Genomic DNA, 18,929 nt, shown 5'->3' on the forward strand with positions numbered 1-18,929 from the left:
ACATCTCGTTGTGGTTGGGGTTGAGAGCGGCCTCCACGGCGGCCGCCTCGATGGTCTCGTCAACCTCGGCGTCAAGGTCGAACGGGATGTTCATGGATTCTCCCAATTGTTCGTGAGCTTCTGATATCCGGACGACTGGAACATAGAAAGACGGCCCGCACAGGGGATTGAGTACGCGCTACTCGAATCCGCGGCTCCCGCCGCGATGCCGCCCCGGGCGCCCGCCCACACCCGGGCACCTCGGCCTATCGTGCGACTTCCGACCGGTCGTTCTCGTTCCTCCGAAAGAAGTGGGTGGCGTGGCACACACCGAGGAACACACGGAAGAACCGGCCGGCGTGACCTGGTGGGCGACCCCTCCACCGGCGGCAGCCGACCGGTCCGGTGCGACCGGCGACGGCGAACCATCGCGGCCCGCCCCGCGGTTCCTGCTCTCGCCCGACGGCACCTGGGCCGCGTCGGCCGACCGGTCGACCGTGCGGGCGTGGGACACGGCCACGGGCGGACTGCGCTGGCAGTCCGATGCCGAACCGGTAGGGGAGCCGCCCCGTCTGCTGAGCGCACCGGACGGCACCTGGCTCGCCGTCGCCGACCAGCACCTCACCCTCCGCGACCCGCGGACCGGCGCAGTCCTCTGGCGGAACCCCGGCACATTCGTCGACGCGCTGGTCCCGGCCCCGACCGCGGCCGTGGTGATCGGCACGGCCGACGACCCGGATCACGGGGCGCACCTCGATGTGTGGGACTCCGCCACCGGTCGCCCGCGCCACACCTGGTACACCACCGCGGGCCTCAGCGACACCCCCGACATCGTCGTCGCGCCGGACGGCACCTGGGCGGTCACCCGATGCGACGACACCGGCCACTGCGGGGGGATCTGGGTCTACGACATGGCCACCGGCCGGCGGCGGACACGGTTCGAGACGGGCGACCGCGAGCGGCACCAGGCCGTCGTCGGCATCGCCCCGGACAGCAGCTGGGTGGCGCTGCGCGGCGAGGACAGCGGGGCGTTGCTGGTCTGGCACCCCGCCGAGGACCGCGCGGTGACCGTCACCGGGCCCACCGGGGAGTACGGTAACGGCCGCCGGAGGGGCCCCAGCGTCCCGGGACCGCCCGTGCACGCGATCTCCCCGGACAGCCGCTGGCTGGTCGTCGGTGCGGCGGGCGGTGCGGCAGGCGGAGTCCGGCTGCACGAGGCCGGCACCGGGCACCTCCGCCACCGACTGGACACCGCGGGCGCGGTGACCGGCGCGGTGATCGCCCCCGACGCGACCTGGCTGGCCACTACCGACGGCGACGACGGCAGCGTCAGCGTCTGGGAGGCCGCGACCGGGCGGCGGCTGAGCCGGATCGAGTCCGGCACCGCCCAGCCCCCGCCGGTCGTCCGGGCGTTCGCGGCCCACGACAACCCGGCCGAGGGCCGCTTGGCCGTCGCCGAAGCCGGTCGGCTCACCGTCGCGGACCCCCGCACCGGCCGCACCACGACCCGTCACCTCCCCGGCCGCGACCGGACCGGCGCGCCCCGCCTCGTCCGCCACCTCCCGGACGGCCGGCTGGCGGTGATCGGCCGGCACGGCGTCCACTTCACCTCGTCAGGGCTCTGACCGCCCGACCGCCCCACGCCTCCACTCGCCTCGCGGCGCTGCCCCTCCCGGAACCGTGCGTTGAGTACCTGTTGCTCAGCCCGGCCGCCCCGCCCCGTCCTAGCCTCGGCGCAGAGGTTGCCGGCACCGGAGGGGGCCCAGCGCATGAACGGCAGCACCACCAATTCCCGTCCCGTCCTGGTCTACTCGGGGGCGGGGTCGCAGTGGGGCGGCATGGGCCGCGACCTGATCGAGGCCTCCGGGCCGTTCCGTGAGGCGATACGCCGGTGCGATGAGGCGCTCGCCCCGCACACCGGCTGGTCGCTCCGGGACGTCCTGCTGGGGCGGACCGATCCCGGGCTCATGACCCGGCCCGAAGTCCACTGCCCCGCTGTGTTCGGGGTCCAGGTCGCGCTGACCGAGCTGTGGCGCTCCGAGGGTGTCGAACCCGCTGCCGTGGTCGGGCACAGCATGGGCGAGGTGGCCGCCGCCCACGCGTCCGGCGCCCTGTCCCTGGAGGACGCGGCGCTGGCCGCGATCTTCTTCGGCGGGGCGGCCGGGGCGGCGGCGGGGGACTCGCTGATGCTGATGGTCTTCCTGCCCCTCGCGGAGGTGGAGGACCGGCTCCGCGCCTGGGGCGACCTGCTCGAAGTGGCAGCCGTCAACGCCCCGCGCATGATCCTGGTCGCGGGGGAGGCCGACGCGGTGCGGCGGTTCGCCGCTTCCCTCAAAGCCGCCGGGGTCGGCTGCTCCCTGATCACGGGCGGCTACGGGGGCCACTGCCGGGCCTTCGAACGGGCACGCGGGCCCCTGCTGGAGCCGCTCGGCGCCCTCCGGCCCCGGGCCTCGGACATCCCGCTGTACTCCTCCCTGACCGGCGCCACGCTGGACACCTCGACGATGCACGCGGACCACTGGTTCCTGACCGTCCGCCACACCGTCCGGTTCGCCGACGCGATCGGTGCGGCGCACCGGGCCGGCCACACCCGGTTCGTCGAGATGAGCCCGCACCCGCTACTGTGCTCCGGCATCGAGCAGATCCTCGAAAACGCCGACGAGCCCGTCCTGGCGGTCGGCGCCATGGCCCGCGACCGCGGCACGCTGGCCGACGCCCGGTCCGCCCTTGCCACCGCCCGCGCCCCTCGGACCACCGCGGACATCGACACCCCACGTGGCCCCGGCGGGAGCCCGTCCACCGGATTCCGCGCACGCCTGGCCCCACTCGGCCCCCGACAGCGCACCCGTGCCTCCCTGCGCCTCGTGCTCGACGAGGTCACCGCGCTGCGAGGCCGGGCCGCGGCCGACGCGCAGCGCTCCTTCCGCGACAGCGGACTGGACTCCCTGGCCATGGTGCGGCTCGGGAAACGCGTCGCGGAAGCGTCCGGGATCGACCTGCCCGCCACGGCCGGCTTCGACCACCCCAGCCCGGCGCAGCTCGCCGCCCACCTGGTCGCCCGCGCCTTCCCGGAGGGCACGGCCCGGTCCGCCGTGCGCGGCGGCTCGGACGAGCCGATCGCCGTCGTCGGCATGGCCTGCCGCTTTCCCGGCGGAGTCGTCGACCCCGACGGGCTCTGGCGCCTCGTGGCGGAGGGCACCGACGCCGTCGGCGAATTCCCCGACCGCCCGGGCTGGGACCCGGGGGAGCTGTACGACCCCGAGCCCGGCACCCGGGGCCGGAGCTATGTGAGGCACGGCGGCTTCCTGGACGACGTGGCCGGTTTCGACGCGGGGCTGTTCGGCATCAGCCCCCGCGAGGCCTCCGCGATGGACCCGCAGCAGCGGCTGATGCTGACCCTGGCCTGGGAGACGCTTGAACAGGCCGGGATCGACCCGCAGTCCCTGCACGGCTCCGACACCGGTGTCTTCGTCGGCGCCATGGCCACGGAGTACGGGACCCGCGCCGACCCCTCGGCCGGCGACCACGACGGCTTCATGATCACCGGCTGCGCGGGCAGCGTCACCTCCGGCCGGATCGCCTACGCGCTCGGCTTGGAGGGGCCCGCCCTCACCATCGACACCGCCTGCTCCTCCTCGCTGGTCGCCCTCCACCAGAGCATCGCCTCGGTGCGGAGCGGCGAGTGCTCGCTCGCCCTGGCCGGAGGCGTGACCGTGATGGTCGGCCCCCGGGTGTTCCTGGAGTTCTCCAGCCAGCGCGGCCTGGCCCCGGACGGCCGCTGCAAGACCTTCGCCGCCGCCGCCGATGGCACCGCCTGGAGCGAGGGCGCCGGACTCCTCCTGCTGGAGCGGCTGTCCGACGCCCGGCGCCACGGCCGCCGCGTCCACGCGGTGATCCGCGGTTCGGCCGTCAACCAGGACGGCGCGTCCAACGGACTCACCGCCCCGAACGGACTCGCCCAGCAGCGCCTGATCCGGCGGGCGCTGGCCGCCGCCGGGCTCGGCCCCGCCGACGTGGACGCCGTCGAGGCGCACGGCACGGGCACCCCGCTGGGCGACCCGATCGAGGCCCGGGCCCTGGTGGAGGCGTACGGCCGCGGCCGAGGGGACGCCGCCCCGCTGTGGCTCGGCTCCCTGAAGTCGAACATCGGGCACGCCCAGGCGGCGGCAGGCGTCGGCGGCGTCATCAAAATGATCATGGCGCTGCGGCACGGGGTGCTGCCCAGGACCCTGCACGTGGACGAGCCGACACCGCACGTCGACTGGGCGGACAGCGGCGTCCGGCTGCTGACCAGGCAGCAGGAGTGGCCCGGCACCGGTCGGCCCCGCCGGGCGGCGGTGTCCGCGTTCGGGATCTCCGGCACCAACGCTCATCTCGTCCTGGAGCAGGCCCCCGCCGACCCGGCCGCAACACCCGATCGGGCGGCTTCCGGACCCGTCGGCACCGAGGACGCGGTCGTCCCCGCGGCGGTCGCGTGGACGCTCTCCGCCGCCGCCGACGCGGCGGTGCGCGCCCAGGCCCGCCGACTGGCGGACGCCGTGGCCGCCCGGCCGGACCTCACCCCGGTGGACGTGGGCTGGTCGCTGGCGACCGGCCGGGCGACCCTGCGCCACCGCGCCGTGGTCGTCGGCGGCACCCGTGAGGAACTGCTCGGCGGCCTGCGGGCGATAGCCGACGGGACCGAGGCCGACCATGTGGTGCGGGGTGCCGTCGGCGGCGAGCACCGGACAGCCCTCGTCTTCCCCGGCCAGGGATCCCAGTGGCTCGGTATGGCGGCCGGACTCCTGGCGGAGTCCGCGGTCTTCCGCGAGCACATCGAGGCGTGCGAACGGGCCCTGGCCCCCCACACCGGGTGGTCGCTGACCGAAGTACTCACCCGCGAGGAGGGCGCACCGGAACTGAGCCGGGTGGACGTGGTGCAGCCCGCCCTGTTCGCCGTGATGGTCGCCCTCGCCGGGCTGTGGCGCTCCCTGGGCGTCGTCCCGGACGCGGTCGTCGGCCACTCCCAGGGCGAGATCGCCGCCGCCTGCGTCGCCGGGGCCCTGAGCCTGGAGGACGGGGCGAGGATCGTCGCGCTGCGCAGCCGGGCACTGAAGGCGATCGCGGGCCGCGGCGGGATGGGGTCCGTGCAACTGGCCGAGTCCGAGGTGGGGGAGCGGCTGCTGCCGTGGGGGGACCGCTTGGACATCGCCGTGGTCAACAGCCCCGGCTCCACCGTCGTGTCGGGCGACGCCGCCGCCTTGGCCGAATTCCTCGCCGCGTGCGACGCGGACGGGGTGCGCGCCCGCCGGATCGACGTCGACTACGCCTCGCACTCCGCCGCCGTGGACACCCTGCGGGCGGAACTGCTGGAGAGCCTCGCCGGCATCCGCCCCCGGGACTGCGCGACCGCGTTCTGCTCCACGGTCACCGGCCGCGCCGTCGCGGGCAGCGCGCTGGACGCCCGCTACTGGTTCGAGAACCTTCGCCGCCCCGTGGCGTTCGAGAAGGCCACCCGGACCCTCCTCGCCGACGGGTTCGGCCTGTTCGTCGAGTGCAGCCCCCACCCGGTCCTCGCCACGGCCCTCGCCGACACCTTCGACGAGGCCCGCTCCGAGGCGGCCGTCGTCCCCTCGATCCACCGGGACCGGGGGCGGCTGCGGGACTTCCTGCACTCCGCCGCCCGGGCCCACACCGCCGGCACCGCCGTCGACTGGACCGCCGCATACACGGGTCTGACGGCCCGTCCGGTTCCCCTGCCCACCTACCCGTTCCAACAGCGGCACTTCTGGCTCGCCGACCCCCGGCCCGACCGCCGTGAACCGGCCGCCGCTCCGCCGCGCCCGGCCCGCCCCGAGACGCCCTCGCCACCCGAGGAGAGCGCGGACGCCCTGCGCCGCACGATCGTCGACGGCGCCAGCGTCGAGCCCGTCGCCGAGCACATCGCCACCTGTCTGGCGTCGATCCTCCGGATGGAGCCCGACGCCCTCGACCGGGACGTGCCGCTGCAACACGTCGGCCTCACCTCCCTGATGGCCATGGAACTGCGCAACAGGCTGATGCGCGACCTCCGGGTGAACGTGCCCGTCTCCCGGGTCCTGCGGGCCCAGGGTGTCCACGACCTCGCCAAGCAGACGCTGGAACTGGCGCTCACCGAGGCCCCCGCCGCATCCTCCGCCGCACACCGCCCCGCCGACCAGGAAATGGACCTATGAGCATCGACTCCGGCATCGCACGGCTGGTGGGCGACGGCGTCCAGCTCTGGCAGGACGGAGAGGCCCTGCGCGTGCTCTCCCCCTCCGGCAGGCTCGCCGACCCCGACACCCGATTCCTCCGCGACAACAAACCCCAGGTCCTCGCCTTCCTCGGCGGCCGCCGCATCGGCCCGGTCTCAGGGGTGCAGCGCCGCCTGTGGTTCCTCAGCCGGCTCGACCCCAGCGGCACCGGCTACACCTTTTCCCTCGCCTACCGCATCAGCGGACGCCTCGCCGCCGAGGACCTGGACACCGCCCTGAGGACGGTGCTCGCCCGCCACCCGGGCCTGCGCGCCACCTTCTCCGAGACCGGCGGGGCACCACTCCAGTTCACCCACCCCGACCCGGCCCCCGACAGCACGTTCCTCGACTGCACCGGCGCACCGGCCGAGGAGGTCGACGCGCGCATGCGCGCCGTACTCGTCCGGCCGTTCGACCTGGAGAAGGGGCCGCTGCTGCGCACCGCCCTCCTGCGCACGGCCGAGGACGAGCACCTGTGGGGCGTGACCGTCCACCACCTCGTCGCCGACGGGCGCACCCTGGGCATCCTCACCCAGGACCTCTCCGACGCCCTCGCCGGACGCACCCCGCCCCGGCCCGAACTGGGCTACCCCGACTTCGTCCACTGGGAGCGCACCCGCGCCGGCTCCGCCGCCGTGGCGGCCAACGCCGACTACTGGACGGACCGCCTGACCGGCGCGCCCGAACTGGACTTCCCACTCGACCGCCCCCGCCCGGCCGTGCGGGAGCACGCGGGCGGACGCGTGGACGTCACCGTGCCCCCGGACCTCACCGACCGGCTGACCCGCCTCGCCGCCGAGGAGTCCACCACCCTCTTCTCCGTGCTGCTCGCCGTGCGCCTCGCCCAGCTCCACCACTACACCGGGGCCACCGACATCACCGTCGGCGTACCGGTGAGCGGGCGGCTGGACACCGCCTTCGAGCGCACCGCCGGCTGCTTCGTCAGCACCGTGATCCCCCGGGTGGACCTCTCCGGCGATCCCGCGTTCACCGAACTCCTCCGGCGGGTTGACGATGTCTGCACCGAGGCATGGGACCACCAGGACTACGCCTACGAAGAGGTCGTCGGCCGACTGGCCACCGACCGCGACCCCAGCAGGAACGCCCTCTTCCAGACCTTCTTCGCCTACCAGAACGTGTTCGAGGAACTGATCGTGCCCGGCGCCCGCACCCGGCGGGCGCCCTTCGCCACCGGCACCGTGCAGTTCGACCTGGAACTGCACGTCGAGGCGGAAGCCGACGGCGGACTGACGGGCACCTTCCTCTACGACCGGGCGCTGTTCGACGACACGACCGTCCGCACCATGGGCGAACGCTGGCTCGTCCTCACCGAACAGCTCCTCGACGCCCCCCGCACCCCGCTGTCGCGCACCTCCATGGCGACACCCGCGGACCGGGAACTGCTCGCGGCGGTGAACCGGACCGACGCCCCGTACGACGCCGACGCACGCGCGGACCAGCTCGTCGCCCGCCGGGCGGAGCGGCACCCCGGCACCACCGCGCTGGTCTTCCGCGGCACGAGCCTGACCTACGGGCAGCTCCGCACGGCCGCCGACGGGCTCGCGGAACGGATCGCCGCGACCGCGGGGCGCGGCGCGCGGGTCGGCATCCTGCTGGACCGCTCGCCCGACATGGTCGTCGCGGTGCTGGCGGCCCTGCGGGCCGGGGCCGTCTTCGTCCCCCTGTCGCCGGACCTTCCGCCCGAGCGGCTGGCCGACATGGCCGCGGACACGTCCATGCGCTACGCGCTCACCCGCCCGGACCTGGCCTCCCGGCTGCCGGACGGCGTCCGCCCCCTGGACGTGACCGGCCCGCCCGCCGACCGGCCGGCCGCCGCCGGGCCCCGGCCCGCCGGGGCCGGGGCAGGACCCGACGACCCCGCCTACGTCCTGTTCACCTCCGGCTCGACCGGCCGGCCCAAGGGCGTCGAGGTCAGCCACCGCAGCCTGGTCAACCTGCTCCAGGCGATGGCGAAGGAGCCCGGCCTCGCGGGCGACGATGTGATGGTCGCGGTCACCGGCCTCTTCTTCGACATCGCGCTGCTGGAACTCCTCGGCCCGCTGGCCGCCGGCGCCCGGGTCGTCGTCGCCGACGCCGAGGAGGTCGCCGACCCCGTGCGGCTCGCCGCCCTCCTGGACGTCTCCGCCGCCACCGTGATGCAGGCGACCCCTTCGACCTGGCAGATGCTCGTCGACGCGGGCTGGACCGGACACCCGGACCTGCGGGCCTGGTGCGGCGGCGAGGCCCTCAGCCGGGACCTGGCCGACCGGCTCGTCGTGGGCTGCGCCGAGGTGTGGAACCTGTACGGCCCCACCGAGACGACGATCTGGTCCGCGCGCTCGAAGGTCCGGCCGACCGGCCCCATCAGGATCGGCAGGCCCGTCGAGAACACCCGGTTCCACGTCCTCGACGTCGGCCACCGGCCCGCGCCCCCCGGCGTGCCGGGCGAACTGCACATCGCCGGGGACGGCGTCGCCCTCGGCTACCTCGGACGGCCCGAGGAGACCGAACGGCGCTTCCCCGTCCTGAAGACGCCCGGCGGCGGGTCCGAACGGGTCTACCGCACCGGTGACCTGGTCCGGCAACTGCCCGACGGCGACCTGGTCTACCTGGGCCGCACCGACCTCCAGCTCAAGGTGCGCGGGCACCGCGTGGAACCGGAGGAGATCGAGCACGCTCTCCGCCGCCACCCGGCGGTGCGCGACGCGGTCGTCGCACTCGGTCCCACCGGCACCCTGGTCGGTCATCTCGTCGCCCACCGACCCGTGGCGGAGGCGGACCTCGAAGCCTTCGCCGCCCGGCTCCTGCCCGCCCACATGGTGCCGCGCGCCTACGCCTTCCACGACGCGTTCCCCCAGACCGCCAACCGCAAGGTCGACCGCAAGGCGCTGGCCGCCTCCGGGGCCGCCCGGCGGCGCAAGCCGTACGAAGCCCCAACCGGGCCCGACGAGACCTTCCTCGCCGAGACCTTCGCCGGACTCCTCGGCCTGCCGCGCGTGGGCCGGCACGACGACTTCTTCCAGATCGGGGGGCACTCCCTGCTCACCGTCCGGGTGGTGCACGCCGTGAAGGAACGCTTCGGCCTCGGTCTCGGCCTGCATGAGATGTTCCGCAGTCCCACGGTCGCCACCCTCGCCGCGACCGTGGCGGACCGTCTCGAACGCGCCGCCTCCGAGAACAAACTGATCACTGACGCGCTCGACCGGATCGAGGAGATGTCCGAAGAGGAGGTCCAGCGTCTCCTCGACAGGCTGGACACCTAGCTCCCGGTACCCGCATCACTGCGGCCGCCACCGGCGCCGCCACCCCACGAAGGACGGAAACATGGAACTCAAGGACCGCATCGGGCAGTTGTCGCAGGCCAAGCAGCTCGCCCTGCGCAAGCTCCTGGAGAACAAGGACATCGGCGACGACGCCCTGCTCTCCCTCGCCGGCTCGAACGTGCGGATGCTCCGCGAAGGCGAGCCCAAGCTCTTCCTCTATCCCGCGACCGACGGCAGCGTCGGCTACATGCGGCACTACCTGCCGCACGTCCCCGAGCACTGGGGTGTCTACGCCCTCCAGACCCCCGGCCTCGAAGGCGAGCAGGAGCCCTACCGCACCATCGCAGACATCGCCCGGCACGGCATCGCACGCATGCGGGAAGTGCAGCCCACCGGCCCCTACTACATCGCAGGCCACTGCATGGGCGGGCTGCCGGCCTACGAGACGGCGCGCCAGCTCAGCGAGAGCGGTGACGAGGTCGGACTCGTCCTGCACCTGTACCCCATCTTCAACCGGCCGTGGAAGGACCTGCCCACGGCTCAGGACGAGCTGCAGCTCCGCGCCATCCTCGACTACTGCTACATCATCGAGCATCTCCTCGACGTGAAGATCGACCTCCCCGTCGAGGCTCTCGCCGCCCTCGGCCGCGAGGCCCAGATGGACCGTGTCATCGAGGAGTTCCGGCGCCACAACTACCTCGGCTCGGCCGACCCGGAGATCATCCGCACCCGGATGGCCATCTACCAAGCCAATCTCAGTGCCATGCTCACCTACCGACCGCCCTCGGTCTTCCCCGGCAACGTCACGATCCTCGCCGCTGGCCAGAAGCGCCGGGGCGACATGGTCATCGACCCCCGGTCCCCCTATGCGGCCCCGCTCCGCTCCCTGCGCGAGGACCAGGTCGAGACAATCCTCGTGGAGGCCGACGAGGGAGCCATGTTCGACGGCTCCGAACCGCACATCTCGGCGATCGGCCGGGAGATCCGCCGCGTGATCGGCGCCCTGTGACCATGGCGGCGGGACGCGGAGAGTTCCAGGAAGTGGAGTTCGGCGGGAACCAGCTCCTGGTACTGGACGGACGGGTGGTGGAGTACTTCAAGCGGGACCAGCCCCCGACGGCGGGCGGCTGGCGCTGGCACGTCCGCCACCTGGCGGTCGAGGCGAAACCCCGGCGGGACGGCGGTCTGAGCATCCATCTCGGCCGTGAACGCCACGGCCGCGTCTGGGCACAGGCGACAGCCGAGGTCCCCCCGCAGGACGTCCCCACGGTCCTGCGCTTCTTCGAAGCGGCGAAACGCGAGTCCGCGACTTGACCCTGCGGGCGGCACGGCCGGGCGGCGGCCTCCGCCGTCCGGCCGCGCCGCCGGCCGGGACCGGCGGCCCGGGCCCCCGCACCTGGTGGCCACCGGCCAGCCCCGCGCCCCGGCCCGAAATGAAGTAGAGCCTGCTCTGTCGCCTCCTCGTCCCGGCGGCGAATACTCCGGAAGGAAGGTGACGCCACGCCCCGCCGTTCTCCGGCGAGGCGTAATCCGGAGGGGCCCATGGAAGACTTCGGCTTCGCTGTCGGGCAGGGAGACTTCTACCACCCCATGGGGTGCGCGGAAACCGGTAGCGCCGTGTATCGGCCCTCCGACATTCCCGTGGACTGGACGTCCGCGCGCTCCGGAATATGGTGCCAGTGGCATCCCGCCGAAGGCCCCCGCCTACCCGACCAGGGCTGGAAAGTGCACGTCACAGCGGCCGTCCGAAGAGCAGCACCGGTCCTGGACACCGCCGCGCGGGTTCTGTTCGCCGAAGGCGTTGCCTTCAAGCATCTGAACTCCGTCACCGATTTCCTGGTCCTCAACCACAAACACGCCGGCCGGTCCCAGTCCGGAAAGTTCATCGCCGCCTACCCGTGCGACGAGAAGACCGCCCTGCGCCTCATGGAAAGACTGTCGGCGGAACTCGCCGGCGAATCCGGCCCCTACGTCCTGACGGACCGGCCCTTCAGGACCTCCACGTCCGTCTTCTACCGCTACGGCGCCTTCCAGCCACGCGGAAAGCTGCGCCCCGACGGGACCCTCGGCCTCACCCTCCTGGACGGCTCCGGAAACGAGGTCCCCGACCGGCGCGGCGTCGGGTTCCGGCTGCCCGACGGCATCACGGACCCCTTCCACACCCCCCGGCCCGCCGCCCCCGCCCCGGCCTCCCCGACGGTCAACGGCTACACCTTCGAGAAGGTGCTCCGCTACAGCAACGCCGGCGGCGCCTACCGGGCGCGGCAGACCAGCACCGGCCGCACCGTGTTCATCAAAGAGGCCCGCCCCCACGCCGGCCTCGTCAGCGAGACCAGCGACGCCCCCGCCCGGCTCCGTGCCGAACACGACACTCTGCTGGACCTCCACACCCGGCTGCCCGGACTCGGCCTGGAACCCCTCGAATTCTTCTCCGTGGACGGCCACGATTTCCTGGTCACGGAGTTCGTCGACGGCACCCCCCTGCACACCTGGAACGCCCGGCACAACCCCCTCATCGACGCGCGGCCCGACCAGGAGGAGATCCGGTCGTACTACCGCACCTGCACCGCCCTGCTGGACCGGGTCACCCAGGACCTGGACCGGATGCACGCGGCCGGATTCGCGTTCCTCGACTTGAGCCCCGACAACGTCCTCGTCCTGCCCGACGGCACCTTCCGCCTCATCGACTTCGAGACCGCCACCCCCGTCGGCCGCCCCGCCACGCCCGTCGGCACCCCCGGCTTCTTCGACACCGAGCTGGCCCGGCAGGACCCCTTCGCCCAGGACCGCCACGCCCTCGCTTCACTGGCCCTCTACCTCCTGGCGCCGGTCAACGACGCGGCCGACCGCAACCCGGAGGTCACCGCCCACCTGCGGCGGCTGCTCCGTGGGAGGACCGAGCCGCCGCCCGCCCTGTGGGACCTCGCCACCCGCCGGCACACCCGCTCCCGGCCCGCGCACCGGCGGGCGATCCGCGCCGCCGACGTCGACCGCGACCCCGCCGGCGCCCTCCTGAGGCTGCGCGACGACCTGGTCCGCGGACTCCTCGCCGCAGCGGACCCCGACGACGAGCACACGCTCTTCCCCACCGTCCCCCACGGGTACTCCACCAACACCCTCTCCCTCGAACACGGTGCCGCGGGAGTCCTGTACGCGCTCCTCAGGACCGGCGCCCCCGTCCCCGCACACCTCGTGGACACCGTCACCCGCCGCGCCCTCGCCCAGCGGGACCAGCTCGCCCCCGGCCTCTTCAATGGCACCGCGGGCATCGCCCGCGTCCTCGCCGAGGCCGGCCGCACCGCCGAAGCCCACGACCTCCTCACCACGGCAGCCCGCCACCCCCTCACCACCGCCGGCTCCGGCCTCGCGTACGGCCGGGCCGGCGTCGTCCTCGCCCTGCTCGACCTCCACCACCGTACGGGCGACACCCGGCTCCTCGACCTGGCACTCTCCCTGCGACCGGGCGCGACCGGCACCGGCGGACTCGCCGAGGGCGACGCCGGCAGCGCTCTCGCTCTCCACTACCTCGCCCTCCTCACCGGGGAGGCCACCCTCCGGAAGGAAGGCACGGCCCTGCTCCACGAGGAGATGACCCGGGCCGTGGAGGACCACGGCAGCCTCCTGTTCCCGATGGCCGCCAAGGACTCCCGCATCGTCCCCTACCTCAGGTCGGGAAGCGCCGGCATCGCCCTCGTGGCCGACCGCTACGCCCGCACCGGCTCCGACGAACGCGTCCACACTCTCGCGGAAGGAACCGGACGCGCTCTCGGCACCAGGACCTGCGTCCGGGGCGGCCTCCTCGACGGCCTCTCCGGCCTCGGCCTCTGCCTGGCCGACCTAGCCGCGCGCACCGGCGACCAGGCCGCCCGCGACCGCGCCCTGGCGACCGCCGAAGCGCTCTTCCTGCACGCCGTACCCACCGACGACGGCACCCACTTGCTCGGCGGAGCCGGACTCCGGATGAGCTGTGACCTGGGCTCGGGAACGGCGGGAGCCCTGCTCTTCGTGCACCACGCCCTCACCCCCGCCCCCGACGCCCTCTTCACCCTCGACGCCCAGGTGGAGCCGACCCAGCACCCCGGCCGATGACCGCCCCGCCGCCGAACCCTCCCGCACGGAAGGACTTCCGCCGCTTCTGGTGGGCCGAAGCCGGATCCACCTTCGGCACCGCCTGCACGGCCACCGCCGTCTCGGCCGTCGCCGTGGACCAACTGCACGCCCAGGGCTGGGAACTGGGCCTGCTCACCGCCTGCGCCTATCTCCCCACCCTCCTCCTGGGGCCCCGGGCCGGAAGATTCGCCGACGAGACGCCCCGCCCGCGCCGGCAGCTCGTCCGCGGCGACTTCCTCGCGCTCCTCTTCCTCCTCGCCACCTGCGCGGCCGCACTGCACGGCAGCCTGAGCGTCGCCTGGCTGATCCTCCTCGAACTGGCCCTGGGCACCGTCCTCCTGGTCGGCGAGACCATCTACTTCACCCATCTGCAGACGCTCGTGCCCCCCGGCGAACTCGTCGCCGCACGGGCCCGCCTGCAAGCCGGCACCAGCGGAGCGACCATCGCGGGCAGCAGCGTCGCCGGCCTCCTCCTGGCCGCCGTCGGCGGCGCGGCCGTTTTCGCCCTCGACGCTTTCACCTACCTCCTCAGCGCCCTCCTCCTCACCGGCATCCGCGCCCCCGACACCGCCGGCCCGGCGCCTCCGCCCGGCGACACCGACCGGACACCGCCCTCGGCCAGGCCGCTCTTCACCCGGGGCGGCCCGCTCCGCACCACGCTCTGCCTCCTCCTGGTGCAGGCCCTGGCCGCCGGGACCACCGCCGCCCTCCTGGCCCCGCTGCTGCTGCGCGAAGCCGGACTCCCCCTCACCCTGTTCGGCCTCGCCCTGTCGACCACCGGCGTCGCCGGCGTCCTCGGCGCCTGGGGCGCCACCCGCCTCCGCCCCGGCAGCGGCCCCCGCACCCTGGCGATCTGCGCCCTCGTCCACGTCATCGGAAACAGCCTGGTGGCCTGCGCGAGCGGAACACCCGCCACCGCCCTCGCCCTGGCCGCGGCCGGGCTCATGACGGCCAAGGGCGCTGGTGCCGTCGCCAACGTCGCCCTGTCCGAGGTCATCACCACACACGCGCCACCCCATCTCCTCGGCCGCACCGTCGCCTTCCTGCGCACCTCCTCCACCGTCTGCCAGATCACCGGGGCCCTCGCCGGCGGCGTCGCCGCCACGGCGGGCGGGGTCCGCTACGTCATGCTCGCCGCCGCCCTCCTGCCCCTGGCGGCCCTCCCGCTCGTCGCCACCTTCCTCACCCGACCCGACCCGCCCCGCCGCCCCCGCCACGCCAGGAAGGACCCCGCGTGACCGAAACCGGAACCCACCACCCCCGCTACCCCGCCGCCCCGGACCGGCCGGTGACGGACCTGCTGCACGGCATCCCGGTCCCCGACCCGTACCGCTGGCTGGAGGACCCCACCAGCCCGGCAACCGCCCACTGGGCGCTCCGGCAGCAGGAACTGTCCCTCCGGTACCTGGCGACGAGGACCGACCACTCCGCCGCGGCGTCCCTCCTGGCACGCTTCGCCCTCCCCACGACCACCGCCACCCGCCTCCACGGCCGTATCCGGTTCACCGAACGCACCGAACCCGGCCAGCCCCACCCCAGCCTGCACGCCGGCCCGCACGACCGGCCCCCCGCCGAGGACCGCGTCCTGTGGTCCAGCACACCCCTGGCCCGCTGGGACCCCTCACCCGACGGCGCGAAGATGGCCTGCCAGGCCATCGTCGGCGGCCGGGAGGACACCACCCCCCTCACCGTCCTCGGCACCACCGACCCGCGCACCCTGTTCCAGGCCCCCCTGACGCGGTACTCCCCAGTCGCCTGGCTCCCCGACAGCAGCGGCTTCTACTACGTCCGCCCCGACGCCCCCGGACGGCCCCAGCGGGTCAGGCTCCACCGCGACGGCACCGACCGGGCCGTCTTCGGCACACCGGACCCCCTCGACCGCTACGACGTCACCCTCTGGCACGGCCGGTGGCTGTGCATCGCGGTCCGGCACGCCACCGGCCGCGGCAACGAGATCTGGCTCGCCGACCTGCGATCCCAGCCACCGCACCGGCCGGACCTCCGGCCCCTGCGGCAGACCAGAGATCACCACCACGTCCCCGCAGTGGCCGAGGACGGCACCGTTTACCTCCTCGTCGACCCGGCGACCGCGCGCTCCCACGTCGTCCGCCTGGCCCCGCCCGCGCAGCCGGTGGGGGAGCGGGCCGAGCGGATCGTCCTGGAGAGCGACCCGTCCGCCCCCCTCACCCACGCCGCCGTGGGCCGCTCCGACCACGACCTGGCCACCGACGTCCTCCTCGTCGCCCGCCTCCGGACCGGCATCCCCGAACTGCACGTCCACCGCGCCGACACCGGGCGGCCGCTGCGCACCCTCGCCACCCCCGGTACCGGCACGGTCCAGCACCTGCGCTGGCCCCCCGCGGCCCCCCGCGCCGAAATCGGCTGGACCAGCTGGACTGTTCCCCCGACCACCGCCCACCTCGACCCGCTGCGCGACGACCTGCGGGTGACCCACCCCGCCCCCGGCCTGGAGGAGCAGCGCACCTCGGCGACCTCGGCGGACGGCACCGAGGTCACGGTGACCCTGCTGCGCTCCAACAGCGCCCCCGCCGGAGCCCGGCCCGCCCTCCTCCTCGGCTACGGCGGGTTCGGCCTCACCCTCACCCCCTCCTACGAATCACTCGTCCTCGCCTGGACCGCGGCCGGCGGCCTCGTCGCCCTGCCCGAACTCCGGGAAGCCGGCACCGAACTGACCAAACGGCCCACCCTGGAGGACCTGGAGGCCACCGCCGACCACCTGCACCGCCAAGGACTCAGCCGCCCCGGCCAACTGGCATTGCTCGGTATGAGCAACGGCGGACTCGTCATGGCCGCCGCCCTCGCCCGCAGCCCGCACAGGTACGCCGCAGCCGTGTGCATCGCCCCGCTCACCGACATGATCCGCTACGAGTCCAGCGGCCTCGGCCCGTCCTGGCGCGCCGAGTACGGCACGGCCACCGACGCCGACCAGTGCGTCCAACTCCTCTCCTACTCCCCGTACCACGCCCTGCGCGACGGCGGGACCTACCCGCCGACACTCATCGCCGTCATGGACGGGGACACCCGGGTCGACCCCCTGCACGCGCGTAAGTTCTGCGCGCGACTGCAGCAGGCCGACCCCGGGGGAGGCCCGTTCCTCCTGCGCACCTACGGCGACAGCGGACACGTCTCCATGCCCCCGGCCGTCCGGCGGCAGATGGGCGCGGACATTCTCGCCTTCCTCGCCGCGCACACCCGCCTCGACCTCAGCGCGGCGGACGAGCCGTCGTGACCGGCGGCACGCCCTTCGTCATCGCCGTGATCGGCGCCGGCCCGCGCGGCGTCGGCATCGTCGAACGTCTCGCCGCCCGGTCCGGCGACCGGCCGACGCGGCTGCACGTCATCGACCCCCACCTGCCCGGCGGACGCGTCTGGCGCACCGACCAGTCACCCCTGCTGTGGATGAACTCGCCGGCCGACGAGGTCACCATGTTCACCGACAGCAGCGTGGAACGCGCCGGGCCCGTCCGCCCCGGCCCCACCCTGTACGCCTGGGCCCGCACCGAAGCCGCTGCCGCAGCCCTCCCTCCCGACCTCGCCCGCGAGGCACGCACCCTCGCCCCCGGAGCGGTCGCCACCCGCCGCCTCTGCGGGGCCTACCTGGGATGGTGCCTGGAACGCGGCCTCCGGGGCCTGCCCGCCACCTGGCAGTGGCACACGCACCGCACCCACGCCCGGTCCCTCCGCCCCGGCGACGGCACCCGCCTGACCGTGCTTCTCGGCGACGGCACCCGGATACACGCCGACCGTGTCGTCCTCGCCGTCGGCAACCTCGACGGCACCCCCACCGCGCGCCAGCACGAGGCCGCCGAACACGCCCGCCGCCGCGGCGGGCACTACACGGCACCCGGATACACCAGCGACCTGGACCTGTCGCCCCTGCCCGCCGGGCAGGACGTCCTCGTCCGCGGCCTGGGCCTGGCCTTCCTCGACGTCATGATCCTGCTCAGCCAGGGCCGGGGCGGCACCTTCCGGCGCACCGTCCGCGGCGACCTGCGCTACCTCCCCAGCGGACGTGAACCAGTCCTCTGGGCCTGCTCACTGCGCGGAATGCCCATGCACCCCCGGCCCGCCGCACCCGCCGGCGAACCGGGGACCACCCGCCCCCGGTTCGCCACGGAACGAGCCGTACGGAGCCTTCTGGCGCCCGCGCTCGCCGGCGGCGACCGGAAGACCTGCGAACACGCCGCCCGCGAGGTATGGCGACTCGTCCTGCGGGACATGACCCATGCCCACTACGCGCAGCTCTACGCCGTCCGGCCCGAGGACACAGCCATGTCCTGGGACGCCTTCGCGCACGGCCTGCGCACCGCCGCTGCCGACGCGACCGCACTGGAGCAGCTCGTCAGGAAGGCCGTACCGCACGAGGAGGACCGCTTCCGCCCTGCCCGCGCCCACCCCGACCCCCTCGCCCCCGACGGCGCGCGCACCCTCGCCGAACTGAACCTGCGCATGCGCGCCCACCTCACCCGCACCATCCTGCGCACCACCGGAACGGGCCGTCCCCTGGCGGCCGCGGCACAGCGTGCCCTCGTCACCGCTGTCGAGCAGGTCGTCGCGGTGCTCACCGAGCAGGGTCCCGCGCTGACACCGGAATCGGCCCTGGTGGCCCGGTCGATGGCCGCGCTCGCCCGCGAGGCGGGTTCCGGCGCGCCACCCGAACGCATCGAGCAGCTCGCGGCCCTGCACGACGCCGGACTGGTCGGATTCCTCGGCCGCGACCCCGGCCTGGCCCTCGTCGACTCCGGCTTCGAGATACGGGCCCACCCCCTGCCCGACCGGCCCCGGCGGTCGAGGCACCTGGTGGACGCCTGGCTCCCCGACTCGGACCTGAACGAGGACGCCTCCGGTCTCCTGCCCGACCTCGTCCGCAGCGGCACGGCGCAGACCCGGACCGAACCGGGCAGGTCGGCGAAGCTCGCCCTCTGCACCAGGACCTTCCGGATCGTGTCCGGAGACGGCCGCCCCGACCCGCGGGTGTTCGCCCTGGGGGATTTCGCCTCGGGAGGGGCACTCGGTGCCCTTTCCCGGCCGGGTACGAATGCGGCCTTCTTCCGACAGAACGACTGTGTGGCGGCCCAGTTGGTGGGCGCCGGAATCAGGCCCGGAGACGAAAGTGAGTAAGTTCTGCTCTCGGGCCGGGGGAGCGGTTCTGGAAGGATGAAATCACTGAAGGGAAAGGGCCTCGCAGGGGCCGGTTCCCATTCCGAATCCCGGACGCCGGTTTCCGTGATGAGGATTCAGAGAAATGATTCCCGTGGAAATTCCGCGGGGCGGGCGATGCACAGGGTCGCCCGAACGGAAT

General features: G+C 74.1%; 9 protein-coding genes. All 9 read left to right on the forward strand.

Annotated features, from left to right (window positions below):
- Positions 1–299 precede the first annotated feature (299 nt).
- The 9 genes from ABZ457_RS18260 to ABZ457_RS18300 all read left to right on the forward strand — a co-directional run bounded on the left by ABZ457_RS18260 (position 300) and on the right by ABZ457_RS18300 (position 18,748).
- Positions 300–1,604, forward strand: coding sequence for a WD40 repeat domain-containing protein (locus ABZ457_RS18260; RefSeq protein ID WP_359158594.1), 1,305 nt, complete (start codon positions 300–302; stop codon positions 1,602–1,604).
- A gap of 144 nt (positions 1,605–1,748) precedes the next feature.
- Positions 1,749–6,173: an acyltransferase domain-containing protein gene (locus ABZ457_RS18265; RefSeq protein ID WP_359158595.1), complete on the forward strand. Its 4,425-nt coding sequence runs from the start codon at positions 1,749–1,751 to the stop codon at positions 6,171–6,173.
- Positions 6,170–9,496: an amino acid adenylation domain-containing protein gene (locus ABZ457_RS18270; RefSeq protein WP_359158596.1), complete on the forward strand. Its 3,327-nt coding sequence runs from the start codon at positions 6,170–6,172 to the stop codon at positions 9,494–9,496. Before ABZ457_RS18265 ends, ABZ457_RS18270 begins: the two co-directional genes overlap by 4 nt.
- A gap of 61 nt (positions 9,497–9,557) precedes the next feature.
- Entirely contained in the window at positions 9,558–10,505 is a 948-nt protein-coding gene (locus tag ABZ457_RS18275; RefSeq protein ID WP_359158597.1) for a thioesterase domain-containing protein, read from the forward strand.
- 2 nt (positions 10,506–10,507) lie between these two features.
- Complete coding sequence (locus ABZ457_RS18280) at positions 10,508–10,810, forward strand: hypothetical protein (protein WP_359158598.1); 303 nt, start codon at positions 10,508–10,510, stop codon at positions 10,808–10,810.
- A gap of 228 nt (positions 10,811–11,038) precedes the next feature.
- Positions 11,039–13,585 carry a class III lanthionine synthetase LanKC gene (gene lanKC / locus ABZ457_RS18285; protein ID WP_359158599.1) on the forward strand — a complete coding sequence of 849 codons (2,547 nt, stop codon included), beginning with the start codon at positions 11,039–11,041 and terminating at the stop codon, positions 13,583–13,585.
- Entirely contained in the window at positions 13,582–14,844 is a 1,263-nt protein-coding gene (locus tag ABZ457_RS18290; RefSeq protein WP_359158600.1) for an MFS transporter, read from the forward strand. Before lanKC ends, ABZ457_RS18290 begins: the two co-directional genes overlap by 4 nt.
- Positions 14,841–16,856, forward strand: coding sequence for a prolyl oligopeptidase family serine peptidase (locus ABZ457_RS18295; RefSeq protein ID WP_359158601.1), 2,016 nt, complete (start codon positions 14,841–14,843; stop codon positions 16,854–16,856). Before ABZ457_RS18290 ends, ABZ457_RS18295 begins: the two co-directional genes overlap by 4 nt.
- The gene (locus ABZ457_RS18300) at positions 16,853–18,748 is read left to right on the forward strand and encodes an FAD/NAD(P)-binding protein (protein ID WP_359158602.1); all 1,896 of its coding nucleotides are present in this window, start codon (positions 16,853–16,855) and stop codon (positions 18,746–18,748) included. Before ABZ457_RS18295 ends, ABZ457_RS18300 begins: the two co-directional genes overlap by 4 nt.
- Positions 18,749–18,929: the final 181 nt, after the last annotated feature.

The organism is Streptomyces sp. NPDC005805 (assembly GCF_040630445.1).
Lineage (GTDB): Bacteria > Actinomycetota > Actinomycetes > Streptomycetales > Streptomycetaceae > Streptomyces.

Bases quoted from the DNA above. Each gene is read 5' to 3' on its own strand.
- ABZ457_RS18265 (WP_359158595.1), top strand. From the start codon at position 1,749: ATGAACGGCAGCACCACCAATTCCCGTCCCGTCCTGGTCTACTCGGGG.
- ABZ457_RS18270 (WP_359158596.1), top strand. From the start codon at position 6,170: ATGAGCATCGACTCCGGCATCGCACGGCTGGTGGGCGACGGCGTCCAG.
- ABZ457_RS18275 (WP_359158597.1), top strand. From the start codon at position 9,558: ATGGAACTCAAGGACCGCATCGGGCAGTTGTCGCAGGCCAAGCAGCTC.
- ABZ457_RS18280 (WP_359158598.1), top strand. From the start codon at position 10,508: ATGGCGGCGGGACGCGGAGAGTTCCAGGAAGTGGAGTTCGGCGGGAAC.
- lanKC (WP_359158599.1), top strand. From the start codon at position 11,039: ATGGAAGACTTCGGCTTCGCTGTCGGGCAGGGAGACTTCTACCACCCC.
- ABZ457_RS18290 (WP_359158600.1), top strand. From the start codon at position 13,582: ATGACCGCCCCGCCGCCGAACCCTCCCGCACGGAAGGACTTCCGCCGC.